This window comes from Streptomyces sp. NBC_01808 (assembly GCF_035917395.1).
Classification (GTDB): domain Bacteria; phylum Actinomycetota; class Actinomycetes; order Streptomycetales; family Streptomycetaceae; genus Streptomyces.
Window position 1 is genome coordinate 1388623 of the sequence record NZ_CP109072.1, and the last position, 14961, is coordinate 1403583.

At 75.1% G+C, this 14961-nt stretch carries 15 protein-coding genes; 11 read left to right on the plus strand and 4 right to left on the minus strand.

Annotation, left to right across the window (positions count from 1 at the left end; translation table 11 throughout):
- The first annotated feature begins 104 nt into the window (after positions 1-104).
- Positions 105-1316 carry an MFS transporter gene (locus OG946_RS05750; protein WP_326795064.1) on the plus strand — a complete coding sequence of 404 codons (1212 nt, stop codon included), beginning with the start codon at positions 105-107 and terminating at the stop codon, positions 1314-1316.
- 47 nt (positions 1317-1363) lie between these two features.
- On the opposite strand, the gene OG946_RS05755 is transcribed toward OG946_RS05750, so the two are convergent.
- Positions 1364-3019, minus strand: a complete 1656-nt coding sequence (locus OG946_RS05755; RefSeq protein WP_326795065.1) for an FAD-binding dehydrogenase — start codon at positions 3017-3019, stop codon at positions 1364-1366.
- A 152-nt stretch (positions 3020-3171) separates the two neighbouring features.
- On the opposite strand from OG946_RS05755, the gene OG946_RS05760 reads away from it, so the two are divergent.
- The 5 genes from OG946_RS05760 to OG946_RS05780 all read left to right on the plus strand — a co-directional run bounded on the left by OG946_RS05760 (position 3172) and on the right by OG946_RS05780 (position 7803).
- Positions 3172-3570, plus strand: coding sequence for a YidH family protein (locus tag OG946_RS05760; RefSeq protein ID WP_326795066.1), 399 nt, complete (start codon positions 3172-3174; stop codon positions 3568-3570).
- Positions 3567-3875, plus strand: coding sequence for a DUF202 domain-containing protein (locus OG946_RS05765; protein WP_326795067.1), 309 nt, complete (start codon positions 3567-3569; stop codon positions 3873-3875). Before OG946_RS05760 ends, OG946_RS05765 begins: the two co-directional genes overlap by 4 nt.
- 152 nt (positions 3876-4027) lie before the next feature.
- The gene (locus OG946_RS05770; RefSeq protein ID WP_326795068.1) at positions 4028-5395 is read left to right on the plus strand and encodes an MBL fold metallo-hydrolase; all 1368 of its coding nucleotides are present in this window, start codon (positions 4028-4030) and stop codon (positions 5393-5395) included.
- A 146-nt stretch (positions 5396-5541) separates the two neighbouring features.
- Positions 5542-6561 carry a phosphotransferase family protein gene (locus OG946_RS05775; protein ID WP_326795069.1) on the plus strand — a complete coding sequence of 340 codons (1020 nt, stop codon included), beginning with the start codon at positions 5542-5544 and terminating at the stop codon, positions 6559-6561.
- A 6-nt stretch (positions 6562-6567) separates the two neighbouring features.
- Positions 6568-7803: an acyl-CoA dehydrogenase family protein gene (locus OG946_RS05780; RefSeq protein WP_326795070.1), complete on the plus strand. Its 1236-nt coding sequence runs from the start codon at positions 6568-6570 to the stop codon at positions 7801-7803.
- 64 nt (positions 7804-7867) lie between these two features.
- Here the strand turns inward: OG946_RS05780 and OG946_RS05785 are convergent, their stop codons facing one another.
- Positions 7868-8461 (minus strand): TetR/AcrR family transcriptional regulator, encoded by a 594-nt coding sequence (locus OG946_RS05785; RefSeq protein WP_326795071.1) that lies wholly within the window; start codon positions 8459-8461, stop codon positions 7868-7870.
- Positions 8462-8550: 89 nt separating this feature from the next.
- Positions 8551-9312 carry an SDR family oxidoreductase gene (locus OG946_RS05790; RefSeq protein ID WP_326795072.1) on the minus strand — a complete coding sequence of 254 codons (762 nt, stop codon included), beginning with the start codon at positions 9310-9312 and terminating at the stop codon, positions 8551-8553.
- Between the two features lie 182 nt (positions 9313-9494).
- Between OG946_RS05790 and OG946_RS05795 the strand changes: the two genes are divergently transcribed.
- A complete protein-coding gene (locus tag OG946_RS05795) occupies positions 9495-9956 on the plus strand; it encodes a MaoC family dehydratase (protein WP_326795073.1) in 462 nt (153 codons plus the stop codon).
- 46 nt (positions 9957-10002) lie between these two features.
- Here OG946_RS05795 and OG946_RS05800 read toward each other — a convergent pair whose 3' ends face one another.
- Entirely contained in the window at positions 10003-10662 is a 660-nt protein-coding gene (locus tag OG946_RS05800) for a TetR/AcrR family transcriptional regulator (RefSeq protein WP_326795074.1), read from the minus strand.
- Positions 10663-10845: 183 nt separating this feature from the next.
- On the opposite strand from OG946_RS05800, the gene OG946_RS05805 reads away from it, so the two are divergent.
- The 4 genes from OG946_RS05805 to OG946_RS05820 all read left to right on the plus strand — a co-directional run bounded on the left by OG946_RS05805 (position 10846) and on the right by OG946_RS05820 (position 14960).
- Positions 10846-11493, plus strand: coding sequence for a TetR/AcrR family transcriptional regulator (locus tag OG946_RS05805; RefSeq protein ID WP_326795075.1), 648 nt, complete (start codon positions 10846-10848; stop codon positions 11491-11493).
- Positions 11494-11551: 58 nt separating this feature from the next.
- Positions 11552-12064, plus strand: coding sequence for a DUF402 domain-containing protein (locus OG946_RS05810; RefSeq protein ID WP_326795076.1), 513 nt, complete (start codon positions 11552-11554; stop codon positions 12062-12064).
- A 161-nt stretch (positions 12065-12225) separates the two neighbouring features.
- A complete protein-coding gene (locus tag OG946_RS05815) occupies positions 12226-13425 on the plus strand; it encodes a MalY/PatB family protein (RefSeq protein ID WP_326795077.1) in 1200 nt (399 codons plus the stop codon).
- Positions 13422-14960, plus strand: coding sequence for an amidase (locus tag OG946_RS05820; RefSeq protein ID WP_326795078.1), 1539 nt, complete (start codon positions 13422-13424; stop codon positions 14958-14960). Before OG946_RS05815 ends, OG946_RS05820 begins: the two co-directional genes overlap by 4 nt.
- Position 14961: the final 1 nt, after the last annotated feature.

Genomic DNA, 14961 nt, shown 5'->3' on the forward strand with positions numbered 1-14961 from the left:
GTGTTCGTGTGCGATCGTGAGCGGGAATCGAGCTGGTTGGACAGGGGAAAGGCCCCGGGGGCGCGGGCACCGAGCGGACGGAACGGGCAGGCGGAGGAGGCCGGGTGGCGAGCACGGGCGAGATACGGCGGGCGCGGTACGCCGTCGCGGCGGTCTTCGCCGCGCACGGCGCGGTCACCGGCAGCTTCGCCACCCGGGTCCCCTGGGTGCAGGACCACGCCGGGATCAGCGCCGGGCAGCTCGGCCTCGCGCTCGCGATGCCCGCCCTCGGCGCCGCCACCGCGATGCCGCTCGCCGGCCGGATCAGCCACACCTTCGGCGCCCGCCGCGCGCTGCGCGGGCTGATGGTCATGTGGTGTCTCGCGCTGATCCTGCCGGCCCTCGCGCCCGGGCTCGCGACGCTCTGCGCGGGCCTGTTCGTGTACGGGGCGACCGCCGGCATGGCGGACGTCGCGATGAACGCGCTCGGCGTCGACGTGGAACAGCGGCTCGGCCGCTCGATCATGTCCGGGCTGCACGGCATGTGGAGCGGCGGCGCGCTCGCGGGCTCCGCGGCCGGCACCGTCGCCGCGCACACCGAGCTGGACGGCCGGCTGCACTTCGCGCTCGCCGCCGCCGTCCTCACCGCGGTCTCCGTCGTCGCCTGCCGCTGGGTACTGGCGCCCGTCGCACACGCCGACGAGGAGCCGCCGCCGCACTTCGCGCTGCCGCCGCGCTCGGCGCTGCTCATCGGCGCGGTCGGGTTCTGCGCGGTGTTCGCCGAGGGCGCCAGCCTGGACTGGTCGGCGGTCTACCTGCGCGACGAGATGGGCTCCTCCCCCGGTCTCGCCGCCGCGTGCACCACGGGCTTCGCGCTGACGATGGCGGTGGCCCGGCTGGTGGGCGACGCGGTCGTCGAACGCCTCGGCCCCGTGCGCACGGTGCGCGCGGGCGGGATGCTGGCGACGCTCGGCGGGGTGCTCATCGTCACCTCGTCCGCCGCGGCGCAGGCGATGGCCGGGTTCGGGCTGCTGGGCCTGGGCATCGCGGTCGTCGTGCCGGTGGTCTTCGCGGCGGCGGCCCGGTCCGCCAACGCGCCGAGCCAGGCGATCGCGGGGGTGGCGACGATCATGTACGCCTCCGGGCTGATCGCCCCGGCGGCGATCGGCCAGGTCGCCGACGCGACGTCGCTGACCGTGTCGTTCGGGCTGGTGACGGTGCTGGCCACCGGGCTCATCGCGGGCGCGGGGCTGCTGCGCGGGCGGCGCTCGGAGACGAGGGCCAAGGCGCCCGGCGCCGTACCGGATCCGGCGCCCGCGCCGGGCACGGACACGTAGCCGGGTACCCGAGCGCGTACAAGCCCGCAGCCCTCAGCCCACCGCCCTCAGCCCACCGCCTTCGCCGCCGCGCGGCCCGCCGCCCGGCCGGAGAAGAGGCACCCGCCGAGGAACGTGCCCTCCAGCGAGCGGTACCCGTGGACGCCGCCCCCGCCGAAGCCGGCGGCCTCCCCGGCCGCGTACACGCCCGGCAGCGGCTCCCCGCCCTCGGCGAGCACCCGCGACGACAGGTCAGTCTCCAGCCCGCCGAGGGACTTGCGGGTGAGGATGTTCAGCCGTACGGCGATGAGCGGGCCGTTCTTCGGGTCCAGGAAGCGGTGCGGGGAGGCGGCGCGGATGAGCTTGTCGCCGAGGAAGCTGCGGGCGCCGCGCAGCGCGGTGATCTGCATGTCCTTGGTGTAGGCGTTGTCGATCTCGCGGTCGCGGGCGGTGAGCGTGCGGCGCAGCGCCTCCTCGTCGATGAGCTTGTCGCCGGTCAGCTCGTTCATCCGGCGGACCAGGGTGGCGAGGTCACGTTCGACGATGAAGTCGACGCCGTTGTCCATGAACGCCTGGACGGGCGCGGGCGCCCCGGAGCCGGCCCGGCCGAGCACGTCACGCACGCTCTTGCCGGTCAGGTCCGGGTTCTGCTCGCTGCCGGAGAGCGTGAACTCCTTCTCGATGACCTTCTGGCTGAGGACGAACCAGGTGTAGCCGTGGCCCGACTTCATGATGTGCTCCAGCGTGCCGAGCGTGTCGAAGCCCGGGAACAGCGGCACGGGCAGCCGGCGGCCTGTCGCGTCCAGCCACAGCGACGAGGGTCCCGGCAGGATGCGGATGCCGTGCCGGGCCCAGATGGGGTTCCAGTTCTCGATGCCCTCGGTGTAGTGCCACATCCGGTCGCGGTTGATGAGCCTGCCGCCGGCCGCCCCGGCGACGTCGAGCAGCAGCCCGTCGACGTGCGCGGGGACGCCGGAGAGCAGTTTCTCCGGCGGGGTGCCGAGCCGCTCCGGCCAGTGGGCGCGGACGAGGTCGTGGTTGCCGCCGATGCCGCCGGAGGTGATGATCACCGCCTGGGCGCGCAGCTCGAAGGTGTCGGCCACCTCCCGGCCGCTGGCGGTGCCGCGCGGGGCGTCGCTGGGTTCGAGGGTCTCGCCGGTGACGGTGTCGACGGCGCCGCCGCTGCGGGCCAGTCCCGTGACGCGGTGCCGGAAGCGCATGTCGACGCGGCCCAGTTCCGCGGCCTGGCGCACCCGCCGCTCGAAGGGGGCGACGACGCCGGGGCCCGTGCCCCAGGTGATGTGGAAGCGGGGTACGGAGTTGCCGTGGCCCTCCGCGTCGTAGCCGCCGCGCTCGGCCCAGCCGACGACCGGGAAGAACGACATGCCCTGCGCGCGCAGCCAGGCGCGCTTCTCGCCGCTGGCGAAGTCGACGTACGCCTCGGCCCACTTGCGCGGCCAGTGGTCCTCGGCGCGGTCGAATCCCGCGGTGCCGAGCCAGTCCTGCCAGGCCAGCTCGCGGCTGTCGCGGATGCGCAGCCGGCGCTGCTCGGGCGAGCCGACGAAGAACAGGCCGCCGAAGGACCAGTGCGCCTGGCCGCCGAGTGCCTGTTCCGGCTCCTGGTCCAGCAGGATGACCTTGCGTCCGGCGTCGGCCAGCTCCGCGGTCGCGGCGAGTCCTGCGAGCCCCGCTCCGATCACGATGACGTCGGCGTCGTAGACCATGGAAGCCGCCCCTTCGAAGGTTACCGGTCGGTTCAGATCCTGTTGACTGGGCGCCCGCCCGTCAACCGCCGGACGCCGGGCACTTTCCCCGCCCGCGGCCGGGGGCGGGTCGGCCACGGGGTGCGCGGGGGCGTTCGGTTAGGGTCGAGGCCGTGAGCGACCCCGAGCGTCCGTCCGCCGTGCGGCTGTGGTTCTCGCCTCGGCGGCTGCGCGCCGAGGGCCGCACGCCGGACTACCGCTTCTCGCTCGCCAACGAGCGGACGTTCCTCGCCTGGGTGCGGACCGCGCTGGCGCTCGTCGGCGGCGGCATCGCCGCGGACCAGTTCCTCACCGAGATGTCCCGCCCCTTCCGTACGGCCATCGCCGCCGTGCTGCTCGCGGGCGGGGCGGTGTGCGCGGTACGTGCCGTCAGCCACTGGGTCCGCTGCGAGCGCGCGATGCGCCGCGGCGAGGACCTGCCGGAGTCCCGCTTCCCCGGACTGCTGGCCGTGGGCACGGCGGTGGCGGCGGTGGTGCTGATCGTCGTGGTGCTGGTCGGGGCCGGGCGGTGAGCGGCGCCCGGGACCCCGGGGCGCAGCCGGAGCGGACGCGGCTCGCGTGGCGGCGTACGACGCTGGCGTTCGCGGTCGTGGTGGTGCTGGAGCTACGGCGGGTGGTCGTCGAGGGCGGCTCTGCGGGCGGGTACGCGGGGCTGTCGCTGGCGCTGTCCACCTGGCTGGTGTTCCTGGCGGTGGGCCAGCGGCGGATAAGACAACTGGCCGCCGCCGCACCGGCGGCGATGGCGCCGGGCCTCGCGCTGGGCGCGGGCCTGTGCCTGGTGGCGTCCGCGACGTCCGCGGCCGTGCTGCTCATCTGACGCCGCCGTGGCCGCCGTCCGTACGCTCCCGTCCGTACGCCCCGCGTCCGCTTCCGGGGCGCCGACGGGCCGCCGTCCCCGTGCCTGCGCCTGGTCCTAAGCTCGCAGGCAGCACCGCGTAGCGGGCAGGAGTTGTCTAGGGGGACATGCGCATGGGCGTCACCGTGCCACTGATCGTCGTGATGGGGGTGTCCGGCTGCGGCAAGACCACGGTGGGCCGGGAGCTGGCCGAGCGGCTGAACGTGCCGTACGCGGACGGCGCCGACATCGGCCGGGAGGCCGGCCTCTCCCCCGCGTGCGGCGAGCCGCCCGACGAGGCCGTCACCGGCTGGCTCCGCAGACGGGCGGCGAGCGGCGGCGTCGTCAGCCGGCCCGCGCTGCGCCGCCGCGACCGCGACCGGCTCGCGACGGCGGTGCCGGGGCTGTACTTCCTGCATTTGGACGGCTCGCGGCAACTCGTCGGCGCACGGCTGGCCGAGCGCAAGGAGCTGTTCGTGCCGCACGACGTGCTGGACGACCAGTTCGCCGCGCTCGAACCGCTGGCGCCCGACGAGCACGGGGCGGCGGTCGGCATCGACGGCACCCCGGCGCAGATCGTGGACCGCGCGGTCGACGCCGCGCGCACGCCGTACTGCGTGCAGCTCGCCACAGGCGTGCACGCCTACATCCAGCCGGACGGCGGCTGGTGCCTGAGCAACGCGGGCTTCGTCAGCGACGGCACGACGACGCTGCTCGTCGACACCGCCGCCACCGAGCCCCGGGCGAAGCTGCTGCGCGAGGCGGTCCTGGCCAGCGGGGCGCCCGACCCGGCGCTCGTGGTCAACACCCACCACCACGGCGACCACACGTACGGCAACGGCGTCTTCGCCCCCGCCACGGTCGTCGGCCACGCCGCGTGCCGGCAGCAGGTGCTCGCCTCGGGGCGCCATCTGGAGCTGCTGTGGCCGGAGGTGGAGTACGGGGACGTGCGGCTGACGGCGCCGGACATGACGTACACGGAGTCGATGACGCTGACCGCGGGCGGCACGGAGGTCCGCCTGCTGCACCCGGGACCCGCGCACACGGTCGGCGACACGGTGGTGTGGCTGCCGGAGCAGCGGATCGTGTTCGCCGGGGACATAGCGCTGTGCGGCGGGACGCCGTTCGTCGCGTTCGGCTCGCTCGGGGGGTCGCTGCGGGCGCTGGAGTACCTGCGGTCGCTGGGCGCGGAGACGGTGGTGCCGGGGCACGGTCCGGTTACGGACGCGGGGGTGTTCGACGCGGTGGAGCGGTATCTGCGGTACGTCGGCGAGCTGGCCGCGCAGGGCCGCGCGGCGGGCCGGACGCCGCTGGAGACGGCGCGGGCGGCGGACCCGGAGGCGTTCACGGAACTACGGGAGCCGGAGCGGCTGGTGGCGAACCTGCACCGGGCGTACAGCGAGCTGGCCGGCGAGCGGCAGGGCCGGCCGCTGGACGCGGCGGAGTACTTCGCGGACATGACGGCGCTGAACGGCGGCGAGATGATGCCCTGTCATGCGTAGCGCCTGCGGCGCACACGGCGGGGTCGCACGGGGTGGGGACCCCGGGAAGCACGAGTGCGGTCGGGCGCGGGCGTGACGGTCTGGACGGCATACCGACCGGTCGGCATTATGGTGGCCCGTCGACCGCCGCCCCGGAGGGACCCCGTATGAGCGACGACCACCCGCCCGGCCTCGACCCCGACGCGCTGCGCCGGCACCTCGACGCGCAGCTCCCCGGGCTCGTCCGCGGCGGGCTCCGCGCCCGGCTCATCGAGGGCGGCAGGTCCAACCTCACGTACGACGTCACCGACGGCGCCGGCCGCTGGGTCGTCCGCCGCCCCCCGCTCGGCCATGTCCTCGCCACCGCGCACGACATGGCCCGCGAGCACCGCGTGCTCACCGCCCTGCACCCCACCCCCGTCCCCGTACCGCGGACCCTGCTGCTCTGCACCGACGAGACCGTGCTCGGCGCCCCCTTCTACGTCATGGAGTACGTCCCCGGCACCGTCTACCGCGCGGCGGGGCAACTCGCGCCGCTCGGCCCCGCACGCACCCGCGCCGTGGTCGAAGGACTCGTCGACACCCTGGTCCGCCTGCACGAAGTCGACCCCGCCGCCGCCGGCCTCGCCGGCTTCGGCCGCCCCGACGGCTTCCTGGAACGCCAACTCCGCCGCTGGGGCAAGCAGCTCGACGCCTCCCGCAGCCGCGAGCTGCCCGGCATCGACGAGCTGCACGACGCCCTCGCCCGCGGGCTGCCGCCCGCCGCCGCGCCCGCCGTCGTCCACGGCGACTACCGCCTCGACAACGTCCTCGTCGACGCCGCCGGCACCGTGACCGCCGTCCTGGACTGGGAGATGTCGACGCTCGGCGACCCGCTCACGGACCTCGGCCTGCTCGCCATGTACAGCACCCCCGCCGGCGCCGGCTCCCCCATCGCCACCACCGCGGACGCCCCGGGACACCCGACCGCCGCCGAGATCGTCGCCCGCTACGCCGAGCGGTCCGGCCGCGACGTCTCCCGCGTCGCGTGGTACACGGCCTTCGCGTACTTCAAGCTCGCCGTGATCCTGGAGGGCATCCACTACCGCTTCACGCTCGGCCAGACCGTCGGCGCCGGCTTCGACCGCATCGGCGAACTCGTGCCCCGCTTCATCGCGGGCGGCCGCACCACTCTGCAGGAAGGCTGACCGGCCATGGACTTCGCACCCGACGCACGCACCGAGGAACTGCGCGAGCGCCTGCTCGCGTTCATGACCGAGCACGTCTTCCCCGCCGAGCCCGTCGCCGCCGCGCAGCTCGCCGAGCAGGACGACCCGTGGGCGCACCCGCCCGTCGTGGCCGAGTTGCGCGCCGAGGCGCGCAGGCGCGGGCTGTGGAACCTCTTCCTCCCCGACGCCGGGTACGGGGCGGGCCTGACGAACCTGCAGTACGCGCCCCTCGCGGAGATCACCGGCCGCAGCCCCCACCTGGCGCCGCTGGCACTCAACTGCAGCGCGCCGGACACCGGGAACATGGAGCTGCTGGCCCAGTTCGCCACCGCGGAGCAGCGCGCGCGGTGGCTGGAGCCGCTGCTGGAGGGGCGTATCCGCTCGGCGTTCGCGATGACCGAGCCGGCCGTCGCCTCCTCCGACGCCACGAACATCGAGACCAGGATCGAGCGGGACGGCGACTCCTACGTCCTCAACGGCCGCAAGTGGTACATCTCCGGGGCGATGAACCCCGACTGCGCCGTGTTCATCGTCATGGGCAAGACCGCCACTGCCGCCGGCCCTGACGGCCAGGACCCGCGCCGCCAGCAGTCCATGGTCCTCGTCCCGCGCGACACCCCCGGCCTCACCGTCCGCCGGGCCATGCGGGTCTACGGCTTCGAGGACCATCTGCACGGCGGCCACGCCGAGATCGTGCTCGACGGCGTACGGGTCCCGGCGGCGAACCTCGTCGGCGAGGAGGGCGGCGGCTTCGCCATCGCGCAGGCGCGGCTGGGTCCCGGCCGCATCCACCACTGCATGCGGCTGATCGGCATGGCGGAGCGGGCGGTCGAGCTGATGTGCCGGCGGGCGGTGGAGCGTTCGGCGTTCGGCAAGGAGCTGGCGCGGCAGGGTGTGGTGCAGACGTGGATCGCGGACGCGCGGGTCGCGGTGGAGCAGTTGCGGCTGCTGGTGCTGAAGACCGCGTGGCTGATGGACACGGTCGGCAACCGCGGCGCGCACACGGAGATCCAGGCCATCAAGATCGCCGTGCCGCGGGAGGTCACCGGCATCCTGGACCGCGCGGTCCAGTTGCACGGCGCGGCAGGGGTCAGCCAGGACACGCCGCTGGCCGAGCTGTGGGCGTCGGCGCGCACGCTGCGGCTGGCGGACGGTCCCGACGAGGTGCACCAGCGGTCGCTGGCCCGGCGCGAGCTGCGGAAGTACGCGCCGGGCGGGTGAGGTTGCGCCGTACGGGCGGGGGTGCGCGCGGCTCCGTACGGCCGCGGCCCTCCGGCCTCCGGCGCTACGGGCGCAGTGCGCGCATGAGCAGCTCCGCCATCTGGTCGCCGATCTCGCGGGCCGACATCGGCCCGTCCGGGCGGTACCAACTGCCCAGGTGGTGCAGCGCGCCGAAGTGGTAGTCGACCACCAGGTCGGCCGGGGTGGCGGTGGAGAACACGCCGCCGGTCTGGCCCTCCTCGATCAGGCCGCGGAAGCGCTCGTGGTAGCGGCGCCGCTCGGCCCGTACCTCCTTGTACTTCTCCGGGCTCAGCATGTGCATCGAGCGGAAGAAGATGAGCGCGTCCTCGTGGTGGTCGACGGTGGTGACGACCACGTCCGCCGCCGCCTCCCGCAGCCGCTGCTCGACCGGGGCGTCCAGCGCCGCGAAGTGGTCGAGGCGCTCCTGCTGGAGCCGCAGGAGGCGGCCGTAGATCTCGTGCAGGAGATCGTCCTTGGAGCCGAAGTAGTGGTAGAGGGCGCCCTTGGTGACGCCCGCGGCCTCGACGAGTCCCTGCACCGAGGTGCGGTCGAAACCCCGCTCCGCGAAGAGCCTCGTGGCGGCGGCGAGCAGCCGCTCCGGCACCGCCCCGCTGTTCCCGCCCGTCGTCGTCGCCATGTCCTCGCCCTTCGTCGTCCCGGCCTCCAGTGTCGGTCCCGGCCCCCCGGCCCGTCCCGGCCTCCCGGAAGGTCCCCGGGCGGCCCGGGTCAGCCCCGGTCCTCCTCCAGTGTCCGCTGCAGCCGGTTCATGCCGCTCAGCCAGCGGTCCGGGTCGGTGGCGCGCAGCGCGCTGTAACCGGCGACCTCGGCGTGCGGCAGGATCAGGAAGCGGTCCTCGGCGATGCCGGCCAGCACGGCGTCGGCGACCTGCTCCGGCTCGATGGCGCCGGGGACGAGCACGAGGTCGCCCGCGGCGCCGGTGGCGCGGAGCATGTCGGTGCGTACGCCCTGGGGGCAGACCGCGTGCACGGAGATGCCGCGGTGGCGGTACGTCAGGGAGAGCCACTCGGCGAAGGCGAGCGCGGCGTGCTTGGTGACGGCGTACGGGGCGGCGTCGACCATCGACAGCAGGCCGGCGGCCGAGACGGTGGCGACGAACCGGCCCTCGCCGCGCTCCAGCCACTCCGGCACCAGCTCGCGCGCGGCGCGCACGTGGGCCATGACGTTGACGTCCCAGGCGGCGGACCACTCGTCGTCCGCGGTCTCGGGGCCGCCGCCGGTGGCGAGGCCGGCGTTGGCGCAGAAGAGGTCGATGCCGCCGAGCGCCTCGCGGGCGGCGGGTACGGCGCCGGAGGCGTCGCCGGGCAGCGCGACGCCGCCGATCCCGGCGGCGACGGCGCGGGCCCTGGCTTCATCCAGGTCGTTGACGGCGACGCGGGCGCCCTCGGCGGCGAGCCGCCGCGCCAGCGCGGCGCCGATACCGGCGCCGCCTCCGGTGACCACTGCCCGCGCGTCCCGCACGCTGCCCACGGTGCCCGCCTCCCCACGGTTGCCGGTACCGCGCAGACTAACCGGTCGGTATGCCGGGCGGAAGGTCGCCGGCGCGAGCCGCCCCGCGGCGCGGGGCCGTTGACACGACCCCGTAGCGCGACGATGCTAAGCAGTCGCTTAGACGATCCCGCCGCACCCTCGCCCGCCCCGGGAGGCACGCCATGGCAGAGCCCCGCACGTTCACCTCGGTCGACGAGCTGAAGGACGCGGTGGGCGAGGAGTCGGGGTACACGGACTGGGTGGAGATCGACCAGCGGCGCGTCGACCTGTTCGCCGAGGCGACCGGTGACCACCAGTGGATCCACGTCGACCCGGAGCGGGCGGCCGGGGGCCCGTTCGGCGGGACCATCGCGCACGGCTACCTCACGCTCTCGCTGCTGCCGCTCTTCGGCCCGCAGCTCATCGACGTCGCGGGCGTGCGCATGGGCGTCAACTACGGCACGAACAAGGTGCGTTTCCCCGCGCCCGTGCCCGTGGGCTCCCGGCTGCGGGCGTCCGCGACGATTACGGACGTCGCCGAGGTCCCGGACGGCGTGCAGCTCGCCGTGCGGTACACGGTCGAGCGCGAGGGCGGCGAGAAGCCCGTGTGCGTCGCGGAGTCGGTGGTCCGCTACTACTTCTGACCACCCGCCTCCGACGGCCCGCCTCCGGCCGGCTACTGCCGAGCACCTACTTCCGGGCGCTCCGCTGCCGGCCGCCCCGCTTCGGGGCAGCCGGCGCGGCGGGTGCCGCGACCATCCGGCCGACGAGGTCCGCGTACAGTGCCGCCAGCTCGTCCGGCGGCCTGCTGCCCGACGCGCTGAACCACCGGGCCACGTCCACGCACAGCGACAGGACCGCCAGCGCCGTCCCCGGCACGTCGGCCACCGCGAACTCGCCGTCCCGTACGCCGTCCTCGATGATCCCCCGCACCAGCCTGTCGATGTCCCGCCGCAGCGCGACGATCTCCGCGTAGTGCTCCTCGCCGAGCGCCGCCAGCTCGTACTGCACCACGCGCGCCGTCGTGTGGTGCTCCGCGTGCCAGCGCGCGAAGGCCCGTACGGCGCGCGCCAGCCGCTTCCCCGCCGGGCCCTCGGACTCCGCCGCCGCGGCGATGATCGCCCGCGCCCGCTCGTGGCCGACCCGGCTGATCCGGAAGAGCAGCTCTTCCTTGGTCTTGAAGTGGATGTACAGCGCGGCAGGGCTCATCCCTGCGCGGCCGGCGATGTCGCGGGTGGTGGTGGCGTGGTAGCCGCGCTCCGCGAAGGCCTCGACGCCCGCGGTGAGCAGCCGCTGCGCCGCCTCCGGCTCGACGCCGCCCCAGGCCGCGGGTTCCTGGACGTCCTGCATGCTCGCTCTCCGCTCTCCCGGGTGCAGCGGAGAACACCCTACCCCCGACACTGAGCAAGCGCTTAGGGCCGTACGGGCCGGGTGTGGCACCTGGCGCCCGGCCGCGGCGGACCGGCGGATCCGGCCCGTGACGTCGCGGTTAGCGCTGCTAGTTTCCGCGGCGCGCGCTCTAAAATGTGCCGCATGGCCCGCCCCCGCAAGCCCCTGCTGAGCCGCGAGCGCATCGTCACGGCGGCGCTCGCCCTCGTCGACGCCGAGGGGCTGCAGGCCGTGTCCACCCGGCGGCTCGCGGCCGAGCTGGGGGTCAGCGGCCCTTCGCTCTACAACCACTTCACCACGAAGGACGAACTGCTGGACGCCGCGGTCGACGCCGTGGTCGCCGAAGTCGACCTGTCGATGTTCGCGGACGGCCTGCCATGGCCCGAGGCGCTGCTGGCCTGGGCGAGGTCGTACCGGGCGGCGCTGGCCGCGCACCCGAACATCGTGCCCGTACTCGCCCAGGGCCCCGGCCGCAGACCGGCGGCGCTGCGGCTGGCGGACGCGGTCTTCGGCGGCATGGTCGCGGCCGGCTGGCCGCCGGCGCAGGCCACCCGCATCGGCGCGCTGATGCGCTACTACGTGGCCGGATCCGCGCTGGGCTCGTTCGCGGGCGGCTTCGTCGCCGACCCGGCGGCGTACGACCCCGCGGACTACCCGCACCTCGGCCGGGCGCATCTCCTGGCGGAGCACCGCCGGGAGGTGGACGAGGGCGCGTTCGAGACCGGGCTGCGGGCGCTCCTGGACGGGCTGAAATTGCAGTTCGCCCAGCTCAGCGAGCAGCCGTCGACCTGACGCGGGCCGAGTGCGGGGGTGCCGCCCGGCGGGCCGCGGGCGGGGCTATGATCCCGCAATGGCCGACCTGGTACGCGTGATCTACCGCAAGTACGACGGCACCCTCCACTGGAACTCGACCATGCGCCGGCTCGGCGAGGACGAGCACGGCGTGTGGCTCGGCCAGCCCGCGGGCGGCACCTCGCGCAAGGGCACCGGCCCGCCCGTGACCATCGAGTGCGCGCACGTGGCGCTCTTCCCCCGCGACGCCTGGTGGACCGCCGAGTTCAACGCCCCGCCGCGGCGCACCGACCTCTACGCGGACATCACCACGCCGCCGCGGTGGCGCTCGGCCGCGGAGGTCACGATGGTCGACCTGGACCTCGACGTCGCCCGGCGGCGCGGGGAGCACGAGCCGCGGCTGCTGGACGAGGACGAGTTCGCCGAGCACCGGGTGCGCTACGGCTACTCCGCGGAGACCGTCGCGCGGGCGGCGGCGTCGGCGGAGTGGCTGATGACGGCGGTGGCGGCGAGGGCGGAGCCGTTCGCCGGGGCGTACCTGAGCTGGCTCGAACAGGTGGCGGAGGGCTAGGTCCTGTCTGGCACGGACCACGCGCCCCGGCCGGCGGGTGACCGTCGCGGCGCGAGGCGTGAATTCGCAGGTCCGGTGTCGGTGGGCCGACCTACCATGGCGGACATGGCTCAGTCGAACGCCTTCGTACGCCCCCGCCCGCCACGCCCCTGCGGCCGCCGATGAGCGCCGGGACGCCGGACGCCCCGGTGGCCGATCCGCTGCGCGGGCCGACGCTCGCGGAGCTGCGCCGGCGGACGTCGGTGAAGTGGCGGGCGTATCCGCCCGACGTGCTGCCGCTCTGGGTCGCCGAGATGGACACGCAGCTCGCCGCCCCCGTCGCCGAGGCGGTGCGCACGGCGATCGACCTGGGCGACACGGGGTACGCGACCGTCGAGCCGTACGCGGAGGCGGTGGCGGAGTTCGCCGAACGCCGCTGGGACTGGCAGGTGCCGACCGAGCGGATCGCCCTCGTGCCTGACGTGATGCGCGGCATCGCCGAGGTGCTGAAGCTGGTCATGGCCCCGGACGACGCCGTCGTCGTCAACTCCCCGGTCTACCCGCCGTTCTACGCCTACACCGAGCACCTGGGCCTGCGCGTGGTCGAGGCCCCGCTGGGCGAGGACGGGCGCATCGGCTTCGCCGCCCTGGCGGAGGCGTTCGCCTCCGCGCGCGCCGGCGGCCACCGCGCGGCGTACCTGCTGTGCAGCCCGCACAACCCGACCGGCACCGTGCACACCGCCGCCGAGCTGGCGCGGGTCGCCGCGCTCGCCGGGGAGCACGGGGTGCGGGTCGTCGCCGACGAGATACATGCCCCGCTGGTGCCGCCGGGCGCACGGCACGTCCCGTATCTGACCGTGCCCGGCGCGGAGCGCGGCTTCGCGCTGCTGTCGGCCTCCAAGGCGTGGAACCTCGCGGGGCTGAAGTCCGCGGTCGCCGTCGCGGGCGAGGAGTCGGCGGGCGAGCTGGCGCTGCTACCCGAGGAGATGTCGCACGGCGCGAGCCACCTCGGGGCCCTCGCGCACGTGGCCGCCTTCCGGCACGGCGGCCCGTGGCTCGACGCGCTGCTCGCCGGTCTCGACGAGAGCCGGCGGCTGCTCGGACGGCTGCTGGCGGAGCGGCTGCCGGGGGTGGAGTACCGCGCTCCGGACGGTACGTTCCTGGCCTGGCTGGACTGCCGCGCGCTGGGGCTCGGGGACGACCCCGCGGCGGTGTTCCTGGAGCGCGGGCGGGTGGCGCTGGCGTCGGGGATCCCGTTCGGCACGGGCGGCGCGGGGCACGCGCGGCTCAACTTCGCCACCTCGCCCGAGGTGCTGACCGAGGCGGTGGACCGGATGGCCACCGCCGTGGAAGCGTCACCCCAGCCGGGAGGCAGGCCATGACCGACGACATGACGGCAGACCGGCAGGACGGCAAGGCCGCCGGCAAGCGCGGCCGCGCGGCACGGCGCCGCGACCCGGGCGCGGGAGCGCGTACCGGCGAGGCGGCGACGCCCGCGGACCGCCCGCCTGTGCACGCCTTCCGGGACGACGCCCTCGGCGCGCACGACGCCGTCGCCCTCGCGGCGCTCGTCCGCGACGGGGAGGTCGGTGCAGGGGAGCTGGCCCGGGCCGCGGTGGAGCGGATCCGGCTGGTCGACCCCGAGCTGCACGCCGTCGCCGTCCCGGCCTTCGACACGTACGGGACGGACGGCACGGCCACGGGACTGCTCGCCGGCGTGCCCACGCTGCTGAAGGACAACACCGACTACGGCGGCCTCCCCACCGGCCACGGCAGCGCGGCCTTCACCCCGCACGCCGCGCCGCGGCACGCGCCGTTCACGCGCCAGTTCCTGAGCACCGGCATGACGTTCCTCGGCAAGACCCGGCTGCCGGAGTTCGGCTTCAACGCCAGCACGGAGTACGAGGACGACGAGCCGGTTCGCAACCCCTGGCACCCCTCCTACTCCCCCGGCGGCTCCTCCGGCGGCAGCGCCGCGCTCGTCGCCTCCGGCGCCGTGCCGATCGCGCATGCCAACGACGGCGGCGGCTCCATCCGCATCCCCGCCGCCTGCTGCGGGCTCGTCGGCCTCAAGCCGACCCGGGGCCGGGTCGTGGCCAACGAGACGGGCCGCAGGCTGCCCATCGACATGGTGGGCGACGGGGTGCTGAGCCGGTCCGTGCGCGACACCGCCGCGTTCCTCGCCGCGGCCGAACGGCACTGGCGCAACCCGCGCATGCCCCCGCTCGGCCTGGTCGAGGGCCCGGGCACGCGCCGGCTGCGGATCGGCCTGGTGGCCGAGTCGCCGACCGGTGCGCCGACCGACGCCGCCACGCGCGCGGCCGTCGCGGCGGTCGCCACCGTGCTGGCGGGTCAGGGGCACACGGTCGAGACCTACGCGCTGCCGCTCGACGGCCGCTTCGAGCAGGACTTCATCGCGTACTGGGGCATGCTCGCGTTCCTCGCCGGCGCAGGCGGCCGGTTCGTGTACGACCGGCACTTCGACGCGCGCCGGATGGACGGCCTGAGCAAGGGCCTGCGGTCGACGTACGTGCGCCGGATGCACACCACCCCGGCGTTCCTGCGCCGCCTGCGCCGCGCGGCGGACGAGGCGTACGACGCGGCGCTCACGCGCTACGACGTGCTGCTGTCCCCGGTCCTCGCGCACACCACACCGCGCCTGGGCCACCTGTCGCCGAACGTCCCGTACGAGGAACTGCTGAACCGCCTGCGCGCGTACGTGGCGTTCACCCCCATCAACAACATCAACGGCGGCCCGGCGATCTCCCTCCCCGCCCCCGCCACGGAACCGGCACCCGCGGACGGCATGCCGGTGGGCGTGATGCTCTCGGCCGCCCACGGCGACGAACGCACCCTGCTGGAACTGGCCTTCGCCCTGGAGGCCGACCTCCCCTGGCGCCGCATCCAGGACGTCTGAG